Origin of the sequence: Lentzea pudingi (genome assembly GCF_014646255.1) — a bacterium.
Classification (GTDB): domain Bacteria; phylum Actinomycetota; class Actinomycetes; order Mycobacteriales; family Pseudonocardiaceae; genus Lentzea; species Lentzea pudingi.
Map to the genome: position 1 here is coordinate 283,358 of NZ_BMNC01000001.1, position 15,688 is coordinate 299,045.

Annotated in this window: 11 protein-coding genes; 8 read left to right on the forward strand and 3 right to left on the reverse strand. The window is 71.2% G+C overall.

Annotation, left to right across the window (positions count from 1 at the left end):
• Window positions 1-342, forward strand: coding sequence for an STAS domain-containing protein (locus tag IEY88_RS01295; RefSeq protein ID WP_189152689.1), 342 nt, complete (start codon window positions 1-3; stop codon window positions 340-342).
• A complete protein-coding gene (locus tag IEY88_RS01300; protein ID WP_229692983.1) occupies window positions 335-1,000 on the forward strand; it encodes a DUF1345 domain-containing protein in 666 nt (221 codons plus the stop codon). The genes IEY88_RS01295 and IEY88_RS01300 overlap by 8 nt, the downstream gene beginning before the upstream one ends.
• Here IEY88_RS01300 and IEY88_RS01305 read toward each other — a convergent pair whose 3' ends face one another.
• Window positions 1,001-1,438, reverse strand: a complete 438-nt coding sequence (locus IEY88_RS01305; RefSeq protein ID WP_189152690.1) for a helix-turn-helix domain-containing protein — start codon at window positions 1,436-1,438, stop codon at window positions 1,001-1,003.
• 85 nt (window positions 1,439-1,523) lie between these two features.
• On the opposite strand from IEY88_RS01305, the gene IEY88_RS01310 reads away from it, so the two are divergent.
• The 5 genes from IEY88_RS01310 to IEY88_RS01330 all read left to right on the forward strand — a co-directional run bounded on the left by IEY88_RS01310 (window position 1,524) and on the right by IEY88_RS01330 (window position 9,608).
• Window positions 1,524-2,723: an MFS transporter gene (locus IEY88_RS01310; RefSeq protein WP_189152691.1), complete on the forward strand. Its 1,200-nt coding sequence runs from the start codon at window positions 1,524-1,526 to the stop codon at window positions 2,721-2,723.
• 128 nt (window positions 2,724-2,851) lie between these two features.
• Window positions 2,852-5,452, forward strand: coding sequence for a fibronectin type III domain-containing protein (locus tag IEY88_RS01315; protein WP_189152692.1), 2,601 nt, complete (start codon window positions 2,852-2,854; stop codon window positions 5,450-5,452).
• A gap of 27 nt (window positions 5,453-5,479) precedes the next feature.
• The gene (locus IEY88_RS01320; RefSeq protein ID WP_189152693.1) at window positions 5,480-6,433 is read left to right on the forward strand and encodes an AAA family ATPase; all 954 of its coding nucleotides are present in this window, start codon (window positions 5,480-5,482) and stop codon (window positions 6,431-6,433) included.
• Complete coding sequence (locus IEY88_RS01325; RefSeq protein WP_189152694.1) at window positions 6,430-7,554, forward strand: DUF58 domain-containing protein; 1,125 nt, start codon at window positions 6,430-6,432, stop codon at window positions 7,552-7,554. Before IEY88_RS01320 ends, IEY88_RS01325 begins: the two co-directional genes overlap by 4 nt.
• Window positions 7,551-9,608 (forward strand): transglutaminase TgpA family protein, encoded by a 2,058-nt coding sequence (locus IEY88_RS01330; protein ID WP_189152695.1) that lies wholly within the window; start codon window positions 7,551-7,553, stop codon window positions 9,606-9,608. Before IEY88_RS01325 ends, IEY88_RS01330 begins: the two co-directional genes overlap by 4 nt.
• 3 nt (window positions 9,609-9,611) lie before the next feature.
• On the opposite strand, the gene IEY88_RS01335 is transcribed toward IEY88_RS01330, so the two are convergent.
• Window positions 9,612-10,952, reverse strand: a complete 1,341-nt coding sequence (locus tag IEY88_RS01335; RefSeq protein WP_189152696.1) for a serine/threonine-protein kinase — start codon at window positions 10,950-10,952, stop codon at window positions 9,612-9,614.
• A gap of 62 nt (window positions 10,953-11,014) precedes the next feature.
• On the opposite strand from IEY88_RS01335, the gene IEY88_RS01340 reads away from it, so the two are divergent.
• The gene (locus IEY88_RS01340; protein ID WP_189152697.1) at window positions 11,015-15,106 is read left to right on the forward strand and encodes a type VII secretion EssC family protein; all 4,092 of its coding nucleotides are present in this window, start codon (window positions 11,015-11,017) and stop codon (window positions 15,104-15,106) included.
• Here IEY88_RS01340 and IEY88_RS01345 read toward each other — a convergent pair.
• The gene (locus IEY88_RS01345; RefSeq protein WP_189152698.1) at window positions 15,103-15,678 is read right to left on the reverse strand and encodes a hypothetical protein; all 576 of its coding nucleotides are present in this window, start codon (window positions 15,676-15,678) and stop codon (window positions 15,103-15,105) included. The two genes, IEY88_RS01340 and IEY88_RS01345, sit on opposite strands and share 4 nt — an antisense overlap.
• Window positions 15,679-15,688 lie beyond the last annotated feature (10 nt).

Below are 15,688 nucleotides of genomic sequence, written 5' to 3' on the forward strand. Positions count from 1 at the left end.
ATGGACGAGGCGCTGTTGAAGGTCGAGTCGGAGAAGGTCGCCGGCGCCGTGGTGCTGCGCGCCGAGGGCGAGGTCGACTCGTACACGGCGGAACTGTTGCGCGACAAGCTGTCCGAGGCGTTCACCGAGGGCGTCCCCGTCGTGCTGGACCTCAGCGGCGTCGAGTTCTTCGCGTCCGTCGGCCTCTCCGTGCTCGTCGAGTACCACCAGCGAGGTGAGGAGCGCGGCACGGCGTTGCGGCTGGTGTCGCCGCGGGGCAGCGTGCTGCGAGCGCTGAAGGCCACCCTGCTGAACGAGACCCTGGACCTCTACCTCGACCTGGACTCGGCGCTCCGTGCCTGACCTGCCGTCCCGTCCGCCGCCGGACGGGTTCGTGCTGGCTCGCACCAAGGTCGTCGTCGCGATCGCGGCAGGCCTCGTCAGCGGCCTCGCCGTCGCACTGGCGGGCCACGACGAGTTCGCGCTCCTGGTCGGCTGGGACGTCGCGACCCTCGTGTACCTGATCCGCGCGTGGCTGGTCATCTGGCCCATGGACGCCGAGGAGACCGCCCAGCACGCCGTCCGCAACGACCCCACCCGCCGCGTCGCCGAGGTCGTGCTGCTCGTGGCAGCGTTGGCGAGTCTCGTGTCCGTGGGCTTCGTCCTGGCCCGTGCGGCACACACGACCGGTGGCTCCGAACTGCTGCGCGTCGGCCTCGGCGTGCTGTCCGTGGTGCTCTCGTGGATGGTCGTGCACACGACCTTCACGCTGCGCTATGCCCGCCTCTACTACTACGGCGCCGACGGCGGCATCGACTTCAACCAGCCCGAACCGCCGGACTACGGCGACTTCGCGTACGTCGCGTTCAGCATCGGCATGACGTTCCAGGTGTCCGACACGAGCCTGTCCGGGCGCGAGATGCGTCGCACGGCCCTGAAGCACGCCCTGCTGTCGTACCTGTTCGGCACCGGTGTGCTGGCCACGACGATCAACCTGGTCGCGAGCATCTCCAGCCAGTGATCACGCGGGGTGCTCCGCGATGAGCACCAGCGCGTCGAGCACCCGCCACCAGTCGTGCTCGCCCGCCTCGTGCCCGAGCGCCTCCGTGAGCAGCCCGCACGCGCTGATCAACCGCGCGGCCACGTCCTGGGGATCCTGTCCCGACTTCTCGGCGAGGGCCGTGGCCGTGGCCCGGAAACGCTTGCTCCTGCTGAGTTTCACCACGCTCTGCGGCGCCGGGGCAGCCGGCTGCGCGCTGGAGCCGAACTCGATCGACAGTTCCGTGCCGAGGGCCGAGGCGAGCCTGCCCAGTGCGTTCGTCGTCGGGTTGCCCCTGCCGTTCTCGAGGTTCGCGATGTAGGGCACGGACAGCCCGGCGTCGGCGGCGACCGAGGCGACGGTGCGGCCCGACGCCTGCCGCAGGGCGCGCAGTCTCGGCCCGATGGGCTCGTTCGGCACCGGCACTCCTATCTTGACAGAACACTTCGATCGACGCTCTTATTCTGTCAAGAATACTGCCTGGGGGTGGGCGTTGCTCGAAGCGGTGAAGATCCGAGATTTCCGGCTGTTGTGGACCGGGCGAACGGTGAGCCTGCTCGGTTCGTGGCTGCTGGTCATCGCGATCCCGGCCCACGTCTACACGCTCACCGGCTCGCTGCTCGCGACCGGTCTCACTCTGGTCGCCGAGTACCTGCCGCCGTTGCTGCTCGGCCCGATCGCGGGCGTCCTGACCGACCGCTGGGACCGCCGCCGGGTGATGATCACCGCGGACCTGTTCCGGGCGGCGGCGGTCACGCTGATGCTGTTCGCGACCGCCGGGCACTCGCTCTGGCTGGTCTACGCCGCGCTGGTCGCCGAGAGCGCGGGCGCCGTCCTGTTCCGCCCGGCCGCGCAGGCCCACGTCCCGGTCGTCGTCGGTACCGGCAGTGGCTTGAGCAGTGCGAACTCGCTCAACGCGGTCGCCGACGGCACAGTCCGGCTCGTCGCGCCACCGCTGGGCGCCGCGATCATGACCTTCGCCGGCTTCCCGGTGCTCATCTGGATCGACATCGCGAGCTACCTCGTCTCGGCGGCTGCGATCGCGGTGACGGCACGGGGCCCGCGTCCGGCGGCGGACAGGCGGTCCGTCGATCTCGCCGGCGGGTGGAAGGTGGTGCGGGACCTGCCGACCGCGAGGGCGTTGTTACCGCTGACAGCGGTGTTCCTCGCGGCGAACGCCTCGCTCAGCGCGTTGCTCGTGCCGTTCGGCATCGAGAAACCCGGTGGCAGCGAACAGATCGGGCTCGTGGTGTCCGCGCTGGGGATCGGGTTCCTGCTCGGTGCCGTGCTGATCCGCCGGCTGGTCGACCGGGTGCGGCCACGCCACCTGCTCGCGGCGAGCCAGTTCGCGACCGCCGTGGCGTTCTTCGTGCTCTTCGGTTCGACCTCGCTGGCCGTTGCGGTGCCCGCCGCTGTCGCGATCGGCGTGTTCGGTTCGATGACGCTCGTGACGCCGCAGACCGCGCTGCAGCGGGCGGTGCCGAACGAGGCTCTCGGCCGGGTCAGCGCGGTGTTCCTGACCGCCGAGGCCTTGGCGACGTTGCTCGGCGCACTGGCCGGACCGCTGCTGGCACACACGGTGTCGCTGTCCGCCGCCGTGATGGCCGCCTGTGTGGTCACGGCGGGAGGTGCGCTCGCGACGATCGTCCTGTGGCGCGAAACGCCGTGTCCACTTTCGACTCCCGCTCCTGCCCACTCCACTTAGGACATTCATTGCCAAGTGGAATGGAATGCGAAGGTTCACGCGGATGGAGCAACGCCGCCCTCGTAACGGTCCGCCCCCTGCCGACGCTATAGCGGTCATGCGGCGACCGACGGGACGAGATCGAGGGCATGGACAAGGCTAAGAGGGCTTCTCGCACGGTCGTGGCGTTGTGGACGGCGGTACTGCTGGTGGCGGGCACCGTGATCGTGGTGCTGTCCACCGGGACCTCGCAGCCCGCCCTCGCGTTCCAGCAGGTCGGGCATTGGGTCTACAACGCGGCGCAGAAGGCGTTGCTGCACGTCGACGGTGGTACGAAGCAGGTCGACGCCAAGATCGACGGGGTCGACGCCGATCCTGGATCGCAGGCGGTGCAGGGGGATCGTGACGTCTACCTGGTGTCGGGCCGCAAGGTGATCGTGTTCGGCAAGTCCAAGCTGACCGTGGACGACTCCGTCGCCGTCGACATCGGGGACGAACCGGTCGGCATCGAGGTCGTCGGCGGGCCCTACCTCGTCTATCAGCGCGCCGGCACGATCGTGCGCTTCGGCAAGGGCATGACCAAGGTCGCCGTCGGCGGCGAGGTGACGCACCCCGTCGCCACGCCGGAGGGCACGGTGTGGGTGAACCGCCAGGACAACCGCGCGTTGTGCCGTCTGCAGCGGGACAAGTCCGACGTGCGGTGCCCCGCGTCCGTTCCAGATGGACACTCGGGCGCGTTGTCTGTCGTCGGTGACGACGCGGTGTTCGTCGACGTCGTGTCCGGCGCCGCGCACGTCCTGTCGGAATCGGGACTGGGCAAGGCCGTTCAGCTCGGCGTCACGCTGCCCGAACGCGCCCAGGTCGCCGATCACGGTGTGGCCGGTCGGCTGCCGGTGCTGGACCAGGACCGGGACGTGTTGCTGTTGACCGACGTCAGCGGGATGCGAGCAGGGCGGACCGCGGCACCCGCCGTGCCGATCGCGCTCGAACCTGGCGACTACAGCAAACCGGTGTCCTCGAAGGAAGCCGTCAGCGTGCTCGACCACACGCGCAACCGCTTGCTCACCTTCGGTCCGGACGGCCGGCCCCGGTCGACCACCGAACTGGGGAAGGGGCGCTCGCGGATGACGCGGGGCGAGGACGGCCGGGTGTACGTCGACGACGTGGCCGGCGAACGGCTGCTGGTGGTCGACGTCGACGGCAAGGTCAGCCAGGTCGACGTGAACGCCAAGACCCCGCCGAAGGCGCAGACGGCTCCGGTCGTGCCCCCGCAGGCGCAGCTGCCGCCGCCTCCTCCGGCACCCAAGCCCGCTGACCCCGCGAAGCCCGCCGCTCCTCCGGGCGCGCCCGCGTCCGTGTCGGCGCAGCCAGGCAACTCTGAAGTGTCACTGTCGTGGGCCGCCGCGCCCGCCAACGGCGGTGCCATCAGCAGCTACCAGGTCACGTGGCGCACAACAGCGGGCAGCGGAACGAGTGGTGCGCGGACCGTGGCCGGGAACGACCTGTCGGCGCGCATCGACGGGCTGCGCAACGGTTCCACCTACGTCTTCACGGTCGGCGCCACCAACAGCGCGGGCAGCGGGCCGACCACCGACTCGTCACCGGTCAAACCGAGCTCGGAGATCCCGGGGGAGCCGTCGGACGTGCGTGCCGAGGCCGCCGCGGACGGTTCGGTGAACGTGACGTGGCAGGCCGCAGACGGCCAGGGCCACGACGTGACCTCGTACTCCGTGACGGCGACGGGAGCCGACGGCAGCACATCGCCCGCGCAGCCGAGCACCGGCACGAACGCGACGATCGCCGCCGGTGTGCTGCAGGTGGGCCAGCAGCACACGTTCAAGGTCACGGCGACGAACGACCTCGGGCTCACCGGCAAGGAGTCGCCCGAGAGCAACTCCGTCACGCCGTACGAGCCCGCCGCGGCACCGGGAGCGTTCACCGCGACGCCGGGGGACGGCACGCTCGCGCTGGCCTGGACCGAACCCGATCTCGGCGGCGGCGATCTCGTCGGCTACGTCGTCGCGGGCAACGGTGTGCCGAGCCGGACGGTCACCACGACGTCCACCACCTACACCGGCCTGGCCAACGGCACCGCGCGCACCATGACCGTGCACGCGCTGACGCGGGAGCAGGGCAGGACCTCGGGTCCGCAGGCGACCGGCGCCACCGCCACGACCACCGCGACGCCCGGCACCTCGCCGCTGGTGCACCTCACCGGCGCCGGATCGTCGGGTGACCGGCAGATCACGGTGAACGTCAACGTCGACACGCGCGGCAGTGGTGCCGTCACGTGCCACGTCGTGTTCAACGGCGCCACGAGGTGGACCGGTGGATGTGCTGGGGCACAAGGAATCACGGTCGGCGGCCTCGCCTACGCGACGACTTACGACATCTACGTCGAGGGCAGCAACTCCTACGGCAGGGGACCGGCGAGCGGACACGCGTCCGTACGCACCAACGACCCGCCGCCACCGCCGCGCACGGTCACGGTGTCCAAGGGCGCATCGACCTCTCGGCCAGGAGAGTGCGGACCCCCGTGCAACTTCGTCCAGATCGAAGTGCGCAATTTCGCCCCCAACGCGACCTTCCGGGTCGACTGCGACTCACCGCCGGGAGCGAGCTACTGGAACTACACGTTGCGCACCAACGGAAGTGGCGCAGCGAGCAGCGCGGTGTGCTTCTACGGCTATGGCGGCAGACAGGTCGCGGCAAGGGTCGACGGTGTCCCGTCGAACGTCATTGTCTGGTAATCAGAGTCTGAAAAGGACGGTCACGTCATGGACGCCGCCACCAACCCGGCCGTCGTGTACAACCGGATCGCCGCCAACGTGCAGCGGGTCATCCACGGCAAGCCCGACGTGGTGCGGCTCGTGCTCACGGCGTTGCTGGCCGAGGGACACGTGCTGATCGAGGACAAACCGGGCCTCGGCAAGACCACGCTGGCTCACTGCATCGCGCGCAGCGTGCACGGCAGCTGGAGTCGCATTCAGTTCACGCCGGACCTGCTGCCGTCCGACATCACGGGTACCTCGATGTACCACCAGGGCGAGGGTGAGTTCCGCTTCCACCCCGGCCCGGTGTTCGCGAACATCGTGCTCGCCGACGAGATCAACCGCGCGACCCCGAAGACCCAGTCGGCGCTGCTCGAGGTCATGGCCGAGCGCCAGGTGACCAACGACCGGCAGCGCTACCCGCTGGAGCGGCCGTTCATGGTGGTGGGCACGCAGAACCCGATCGAGCTGTCCGGCACCTACCGGCTGCCGGAGGCGCAGCTCGACCGGTTCCTGATGCGTGTGTCGATGGGCTACCCGCAGCCGCACGCCGAGGTGCAGGTGCTGCTGGCCGACAGCGAGCAGATGACGCCGGACCGCCTGCAGTCCGTCGTGGACCTGCGTGACCTGGCCATGGCAATCGAGGGCGTGCGACGGGTGCACGCGGATTCGGACGTGTGCGCGTACATCGTGCAGCTCGCCACGGCCACGCGGGAGCACGCCGACGTCCTGCACGGCGTCAGCCCGCGAGGCAGCGTCGCGCTCCTCCGTGCCGCACGTGCGTGGGCGTCCATCGAGAACAGGGACTTCGTGGTGGTCGACGACGTGAAGCAGGTCGCGCACGCCGTGTTCGAGCACCGGCTCATCCTCACGCCGGAGGCGGAACTCGCCCGCCGGACCGCCTCGGACGTGGTCCGGTCGGTGCTCGGGAAGATCAACCCGGTAGGAATCCGCCGATGAGACTCACCGCCCGGGGCATCGGACTCGGCCTGTCCTCGGTGGCGCTGGGAACTTGGGGAGTCCACTTCGGACATCCGCTGGTGCTGTTGCTCGGTGTTGCCGGCGCGGCCGCGGTTCTCGCGTCCCTGGCGGTGACGAGCGGCAAGGTCGACGTCGAACCCGAACGCGACATCCATCCCGCGTGGGTGGAGGCAGGCCAGGCCGCGGTGGCCCAGATCGTCGTGCGCAACACCACGTCACGACGATCGCCCGCCGTGGTGGCCCGGGACCGCCGCGACGACGCCGAGGAGATGATCCCGGTGCCGGGGCTGGCACCGGGCAGGTCGTCGCGGCACACCTACTCGCTCCCGACGCGCAGGCGCGGCAGGCTGGTCATCGGACCCGTCGCGTTCGAGCGCGAGGACGCCTTCGGGCTGGCGCGCAACCGGGTGCTGAAGGGTGAGACGTCCGTCCTGCACGTGCATCCACGGCTGCACGCGGCCGGAAGTGTCGCGGCGGGCGTGCGCAAGCACAGCCACGAGGGACTGGTCGAGCTGACGTCTCAGCGCGGCGCCGCCGAGTTGCGGTCGCTTCGGGAGTACGTCACCGGGGACGAACCGCGGCACGTGCACTGGAAGGCGTCCGCGCGCACCGGCAAGCTCATGGTGCGGGACATGGTCGATCCGGACGAGGTGCGCTGCACCGTCGTGCTGGACGACCGCGCCGAGGTGTTCGAACCCGATCTGTTCGAGGCGGCCGTGGAGGTGGCGGCCTCGCTGGCCCACGCGTCCGCGCTCGACGACCTGCACACGAGGGTGCGCATGGCGACCGGTGCGGACGTCGGCACCACGGGAGGTGCGGTGGGCAGCCGGAAGATCCTCGAGGTGCTGAGCGAGGTCGGCCAGTCCGCGGAGGGCTTCCGGCTCGACGGCCTCGGCGGAGGGTCCGCCGGCCACCTGGTGTTCGTGTCACATCGCCCGGCACCGGACGTGATCGCCTCGCTGACGCGCTGGGGTGCGACGACCACGGTGATCGACCTGGCCGGCGATCCGGCGGCCGAGAACCACGCCGGGGTGCGGAGGATCGTCGCGGCGGACGCGGCCTCGGCTGTGGCCCTGTGGAACCGGGGAGGCCGGGGATGAGAACGCGAGTCGGCGCCTGGGGCGTCGTGGCGGCGGCAGTGGTCGCGGGCCTGCTGTTCGCGCCTGTCTTCAGTCTGGGCGCGCTGATCCTGCCGCTGGCCGGCGTGGCCGTCGTCGCGGTGCTGGCCGACGAACTCGTGACGCGCAAGCCCTCGGTCGCGACCTGGCGCCCGGCGCTCGTGCTCGTGGCCGGCCTGGTCGTGGTGTTCGAGGTGGTCGTCGCCCGGGGTGTGCCCGGACTCGGCGACTTCGCGGTGTTCGGCGACGGCGTGCTCAACGGGTGGCGTGCCGCCCTGGAGAGCACGTGGCCGGCGCGTCCCGAACCCCGGCTGGTCCTGTTCGTGCCGGTGCTCGTCCTGCTGGCCTGTGTGCTGGGGCTGGAACTGCTGCGCCGCAACGGACCTCTGCTCGCCCTTCTGCCGAGCGCCGGCGTGCTGGTGCTGGCGCAGGCCTTCGTGGCCATGAAGGGCGCGGACGCCGTCGCGTGGGCCCTGGCCTACGGGGCGGTCGCCGGCCTTGTGCTCGGTTCGGCCGTCCTGTCGCGGACGACCTTGCGGGCGACGGCGGCGGCAGCGACGGCGGTCGCGCTGGTCGCCGCGGGTGTGCTGCTGCCCGCGCTGGGCACGCCGATGTCGTTGCACGACGAGCAGAAGCCACCGGAACTGCCGGCCGCGCTCGTCAACCCGCTCGACGAGATGGGCGGACGGCTGGCCGACCCCGAACAGGCCGTGTTCCGGGTCCGGAGCCAGGCCGAGGTCGACAGGTGGACGCTCGCCGTTTTCGACCGGTTCGACGGCGTGACCTGGTACCGCGACAACGGTTTCCGCGCCCTGGGCGCCGAACTCCCCGCCGACCCCGCGGTCACCGTGCCGACCCGTCTCGCACATGCCACGATCATCCGTGACGCCGCCGCGCCGCTGTGGCTGCCGACCCAGTCGCGGACCGCGGCCGTCACGGGGCTGGCCCCGGCGGTGGACCCGGAGACCGGTGTACTGATCACCGCCGCCACCACCGGAACCTATGAACTGCGGTGGCGTGCCCCGCAGACGCGTCCGGAGGACTACGCGTCGTACTCGCTGGACGCGCAGTCCGCCGGCCTGAGCGACGTCCCGGAAGGGCTCGACGCGCTGGCGAAGGACGCCGTGGGGGACGCCGGACCGTCGTTCGCGAGCGCACTCGTGATGGAGAAGTGGTTCCAGGACAACTACAAGGTCGCGGAAGGCGACGACCTGCCCACCGGCAGGGCGTACCCGCAGCTCCTGCACTTCCTCACCGCCGCCAAGCGCGGCACCACCGAGCAGTTCGCGTCGGCGTACGTCGTTCTCGCGCGGCTGCGGGGGATTCCCGCCCGGCTCGCGGTGGGCTTCCGCGACCGCGGCGCCGAGGCGCTCGACGGTGACGGCCACCGCGTGGTGCGCAACAAGGACGCTTTCGCGTGGCCCGAGATCGCGGTCGCGGGGGTCGGCTGGGTTCCCCTCGATCCGAGTGGCACGGTGGCGGCGGTCAAACAGGACGCCGCCAAGCCGAAACCACCGGAACAGCAGAAGATCCCCGACGCCAGCGACACCATCAAGCAGGACCAGGTCCAGTCCACAACGCCCGCACTGCCCACGCCCCCGGCGCCGGAGTCGACGGACTGGTGGCTGATCACCGCGATCGTGCTGGCCGCGCTCCTGCTCCTCGCCGGTCTCGCCGTCCCTTTGACGAAGGTGCTCCGCAGGCGGACGCGCCGACGCGGAGATCCGCGCAAGGCGGTGGTCGGCGCGGCACAGGAAGTGCACGACGTGTTGCGAGAGCACGGTTTGCCCGTCACCACGGGTATGACCATGCGCGAGATCGCCCGCGAGACGGCGGACGTCCTCGACCCACGAGTGGGCCACGAGCTCAGCGAACTGGGCGGTGTGGTCGACCACGCCCTGTGGTCCGGCCGCCCGCCGGACTCCCGGCACGTCGAACGCGCCTGGCAGGTGGTGGGTTCGGTGCGCAAGGGCGTGCGGGTGCTGCCGCGGAAGGTTCGCCTCCGCGCCGCCGTCGCGCCGGCGCGGAGGCGATGACCCTCAGTTCCGGCAACTGGCACCGCGGACGCCGATCGGGTCGCTCTCCACGGTCTGCTGTCCGTCGGTGCCCTGGATCGAGAAGCAGTACCGCGCCTGCGGGTCGATCTCCGCCGTGTAGCTCGTGTCCCGGGCGACAAGCGTGGTCTTCGGCTCGGACTCACCCTCCTTGGCCACCACGACGGCGTAGTCCAGGCCTGCCGGGCCGGTCCACCGCAGACGGACGGACTCGCCTTCGTCCACGGGCGGCGCCAAGGTGATGGTGTAACCCGCGGGGGCGCTGGACGAAGGCTGCGCCGGAGTGGCGGCGTCGTCGCTGGGCCACAGGAGAAGGGTGGCCGCGCCGAGCACCAGGACGCCGAGCACACTTGCCGCGATGACGACGCCCTTGCCTCGCTTGGGGATCTCGGCGGGCTTTGCCGATCCGGGACGAACCCTCGTCCCGGGTTGCATCGGGACGCCGGCAGCCCCGTCGTGGTCCGCGAGGGGACGCGCGCTGGTCTCCCGCACCACTCGCGGTGCCGGCGTGACCTCGACCGCGAACTCGGCCAGCCGGATCGAGGCGGTGCCCGCGTCAGGGCGCTGGTTCGCGGGTTCGGGGGTCATCATCTCGCCGAGCAGGTCGACGAGTCGTTGCGGCACAGCGGGATCGTGGATCTGGGGAAGCACCCCGGAGAGAGCCCGGTGCCTCGCCACGATGTCGCTCTCGCCGTTGTTCAGGGGAAACGCGACAGTGCCTGCCAGTGCGTAGTAGAGGGTGGAGCCGAGCCCGTACACGTCGGAGAATGCGCTCGGCTCGTTCTTCCACAGCTCCGGCGCAGCGTGTTCCCAGTTCGCGAGCTGCTCGTCGTCCTGGCCCGCCTGGGAATCGGCGCACAGACCGAAGTCGGAGAGCAGCGGACGCCCGTCCAGGAACAGGACGTTGCCGGGCGTCACGTCGAGGTGCACCAGGCCCTTGCCGTGCAGCTCAGCCAGCGTCGCGGCGAGCAGGTGCCCGATCTCGGCGACCTCGGAGGGCGGCAGCGGCCCGGAGCGGACCACCCTGTCGCGCAACGATCCCTGGCACAGCTCCATCACGAGGTACGGCTGCGCGGTGACCGGGACGAACCCGTGGGAGTGCACCGTCACGACGTTCAGCCCGGACACCTTGCCGACCGACTTGCACTCCGCCTCGAACTGGGCGCGGGTGTGGCGGTCGCGGGCGCCGGCGCGGAAGACCTTCACCGCGGCGCGCCGGTCGAACTGGTGCTGGAAACCCTCGTACACCGTGGCGAAACCGCCGCTGCCCAGCACCCGCGTGAGCTGGATGTCCGGGATCTCGGGAAAGTTCTCCGGTTGTGACACGCGAGGAGCGTAGCGCCAGGAACCCTTGTGGCGATATGCCTTGCGACGACCGGAGGTGGTGGATGCGGGTCCGCATGACCGTTCAGGAGAACGGGTTCTCCGCGCGGGACGTGGTGCTCGAGTGCGAGGCCGGCGACCTGGTGGGTGACGTTCTCCACCTCCTGCGCGCGGAGCTGCGCGGCGGTGGTGCGCCGCTGGTCGACGGCCTCCCGCTCGACCCGGCCCAACGAGTTTCCACGTCACCGCTCAAGAACGGCGCGGTCGTCACGACGGAACCGTCCTTCGCCCGGCGGCCGGCCGCGTCCGGCGCGGTGTTGCGGGTGATCTCCGGTGAGGACACCGATCTCGCGGTACCGCTGAGGCCCGGTGTCCCGGTCAGGGTCGGCCGCGGGTCCGAAGTGGACGTCGACCTCGCCGACCTCGACGTCTCCCGCCTGCACTGCGAACTGCGGTGGGACGGGCGGACCGCGCGGGTCGCAGACCTGGGCTCCCGCAACCACACCTTCGTCTCCGGCCGTGAGGTCAAGGGCGAGCAGGTGGTCGGTCCGGACGAGTACGTGCAGGCCGGCGGCACGAGGCTGGTGGTGGACCGGACGGGGTTCCGCCCCGCCGAGGTCGAGGACGACGGTGAGGGCGGCCTGCGGGTGGCCCGCGCGCCGAGGGTGCGGCCCAGACCGTGGGCCGGTGCCCAGATCGACTTCCCGCGCGAGCCGGAGCCGTTGCAGGAGAACGATTTCCCGATGCTCGTGCCGTTGCTGGGCACCGCGGCACTCGCTGTGGGTGCGCTGTTCATCTCCCGCCACCTCGGTTACGTGCTGATCTCGATCGCGGTCGGGCTGATCGGCACGTTCGGGATGCGCTGGTGGTACAAGAGATCCCACCGCAGGCAGACGGCTGCCCGGCTCGCCGCGCACGAGGCCAAGGTGGAGGTGCGCAGGACCGAACTGCAGGCCGCGGCCGACGAGGAAAGCGCGCACCTGCACGCCACACTTCCTTCCACAGCGAGCCTGATCGCCGTCGGGGCGGATCGGGATCACCGCCTGTGGCAACGGCAACGCCTCGACGACGACTGGCTGCACCTGCGGCTCGGCACGACGAACCGGAAGACGTCCGCACGGCTGCGCGACGAGCCCGCCGGGTGCGAGATCCCGGTGCTTACCGGTGCGCCCCTGGGTCTGTCGCTGGCCGACCAGCCCGCGTTGGGTGTCGCGGGCATGCCGCACCAGACCATCCCGGTGGTCAACGCCCTGCTCGTCCAGTCGGCTGTCCTGCACGGACCGGACGAGCTGCGGATCGCCGTGATCGCACCGGGAGTGGACGACCTCGGGTGGGCGCGCTGGCTACCGCACGTGAAGGCCAGCTCCGGGGAACTGCGGGCCGCGTGGCGTGCCGAGCAGGTGGAGCCGCTCGTGGGCGCGTTGCTCGACCTGGTCCAGGACCGCGAGTCCACCGTCGCACCCCAGCACGTGGTCGTGCTGGTGGGCGCGTCGGAACTGCTGCGCGTCCCCGGCGTCACCGATCTGCTGGACCGCGGACCGGAGGCCGGCCTGCGGTTCCTCTGTGTGGACGGCGCGGCACACCAGTTGCCGTCGGTCTGCCGTGCCGTGCTCGATCTCGCCGGTGGCGTGCTGCGACGGGACCGCGACGACCCGCTGCCGTTCGCACCGGAGCGGGTGTCCCGTGCCGATGCCGAACGGGTGGCGCGCAGCCTCGCGCCGTTGCGCGTGGTCGGCCAGCGCACCGGCGGTGCGCTACCGGAGATCGTGCGGTCGCGGGACCTCATCGGCAAACCGGACGCGGAAGCCGTGCGCGCGGCGTGGCGGCTCAAGCCGGCGGAGACCGCGGTGTGCGTCGGTGTGTCCAGCACGGGGAACTTCGTGCTGGACATCGTGCGCGACGGCCCGCACGCGGTCGTCGTGGGAACGACCCACGCGGGCAAGAGCGGGTTCTTGGTCACGCTGATCACCGGTCTCGCCGCGGTGAGCACCCCGGAACAGCTCAACTTCCTGTTCATCGACTACAAGGGCGGCGCGACCGTGCGGCGGCTGTCCCAGCTCCCGCACGTCGTCGGCGTGGCCGACAACCTCAGCGGTGATCCCACGCGGGTGCTGGCCGTGCTGCGGGCCGAGCTGGAACGACGGCAGCGGCAGCTCCGGTCGGCGAACGCGGAGAACATCGCGGAGTACCGCGCCAAGGCGTCGGTGAACCCCGCGCTGCCCCCGTTCCCGCGGCTCGTCGTGGTGGTCGACGAGCTCGCCGAGCTGAACGCCCGCCTGGACCAGGCGGTCGACGAGCTCATCTCGGTCGCCCGCACCGGCGCGACGCTCGGTGTGCACCTCGTCCTCGCCACTCAGCTGCCCGGCGACGTCGCGGGCAAGATCACCGGCAACGTGGCCCTGCGCGTGTGCCTGCGGGTCGAGGAACGCGCGGAGAGCACGGACATCATCGGGAAGCCCCACGCGGCCGCAATCGGGCAGCACCAGCGCGGGCGCGCGTTCATCCTGCGCTCCAGCGTGCTGCACGAGGTGCAGACCGCTTTCTCGTCCTCCCCGGTGGTGGAGTCGGAGGCCGCGAACACGCTGCTGCACCCGCGGGAGTGGTGGCAGACCGACGTGCCGATGCGCGACGGCGACGTGACGAGCGCGTCCCGGACCGACGTGGACGACCTCGTGGAGGCGATCAGGGAGGCGGCCGACGGGCTCACCCCGCCGTTCGCGACGTGGGTCGACCCTCTGCCGGAAGTCGTCGGCCTCGACGAGATCCTGCTGACACGCCACCAGCTGCCGATCGGTGTGCAGGAAGTCCTCGCGGAGCAGGCGCACCGGCCGTTGACCTTGCCGTTGGGCACCGGCCACCTCGCGGTCGTCGGTGCCGCCCAGTCCGGCCGCACCAGCGCGTTGCGGGCGATGGCGGTCGGGCTGATGGACACCAACAGCCCGGACGAGGTGCACCTGCACGTCATCGACTCGTACCGCGGGCTCGCGGGCGCGCTGGCGTCGGCGCCGCACTGCGGTGTGGCCGTCGACGCGGACCAGACCTGGCGCGTCGACCGGCTGCTCACGCGGCTCGAGGCCGAGGTGGACGAGCGCCTGTCGTTGCTCGCGCGCAGGGGAGCCTCGAGCGTCGCCGAACTGTGGGCCACCGGAGGTGACGGGCCACCGCACCTGGTGCTGCTCGTCGACGGGCCGGAAGTGCTGATGGACGACTACGACCGCACCGACCGAGTGCTGCGGCTCCTGCGCCGGGGCGTCGCCGCGGGCTTGACGGCGTGCGTGGCGCTGCGCGAGTCCGAGGCCAAGCAGAAGCTGCTCGAACTGTGCCCGCACCGGCTGGTGCTCGCGCTGACCGACGACTCGCGGGGCGGCACGGTGGGTCTGCCGAGCAGGCGCACGACCGTCGGCAACCCGGCGGGGCGCGGTGTCTGGATCGAGGACCGCTCCGAGGTGCAGGCACCGTTGCTGGCGGGTCAGTCGCAGCGCGACGTCGTGATCGCCGCCGCCGACGCGGCACGGGCTCGGTCGACCTCGATGCGGTCGGCGCCGATCACCGTCGACCCGTTGCCGGAGGACCTCTCCCTCGACCACCCCGTCATGTCCGCTGTGGACGGTCGCGGCCACGCGGTGCTGGGTGTGGCGGGGGACAGGCTCGCCGCCGTCGGCGTGGACGTGCTGCGCGAGCACCGCACCCTGCTCGTCGCGGGACCACGCAGGTCCGGCCGCAGCACGGCGGTCTGCTCGATCGCGATCTCCCTTGCCAGGTCGGGCTTGCGCGTGGTCCTGGTCGGTGGCCGCAAGTCGCCCGCGTACGCGAACGCGGTGGCGCACGGCATCGACCTGGTCTCCGCGGAAGACCTTCCGTCCGATGTGGACGTTGTGGTCGTGGACGACGCCGACCTCGCGGCCGACGACGCCGCGTTGGTGCGGGCGCCGGTCCTGGTCGGAGCGGTCGACGTCGAACGGGCCGGCATGGCGCCGTACGGCAACGAGCTGATGAAGAGACTGGTGGCCGCTCGGGCGGGCGTACTGCTGTCGCCCCCTGGCGGCACGACGGCGCTGGGCGTGAAGGTACCGCGCCCGGCGGGCTTCTCGAACCCGCCGGGACGCGCCTACCTCGTGCTGGACGGTGACATGGTCCTCGGGCAGGTACCGCGCTAGTCGAAGCGCAACGACTCCGCGATCGCGCCGAACACGTCCGCGAACAGGTCGGCGAGATCGCGGTTCGGCGTGAACAGCGACAGCACGGCGAACCGGCTGCTGTCGGGCACCGGCACGAAGTAGCGGTGCAGCAGCCCGCTACCGGTCCACCCGGTGCGGCGGAGGTCGACCTCGCACGTCGCCAGCACGCCCTCGCCCGCGGGCAGGTCGACCGTGCGGATGCTGATCTTCTCCGCCGAGCGCGCGTACAGGTCGTGCCGCAGGTCGGTGATGCTGACCGGAGGCGAGATCGCGAGCGTGGCGTTGGCGGTCAGCAACAACGGGGTGTCCTCGTCGCCGAGGAAGTCCGCGTAGAACCCGGCGAGCACGAGCCCCGTCTCGTCGGCCAGCGCGCGCAGCCCGGACGCCATCGGTGCCACGTGCCGCGCGATCCGTTCCGCGTCGACGCCGTCGCCCCACTGCTCCCTCGCCGTGCGGGTGAGTTCGGCGGTGACGTCGGGGTTGCGCGGGTCGATCTCCAGCCAGCCGCGCGGCATTCGGATGCTGACGGACCGCGTCACGGCGGAGGTCATGAAGGTTCCC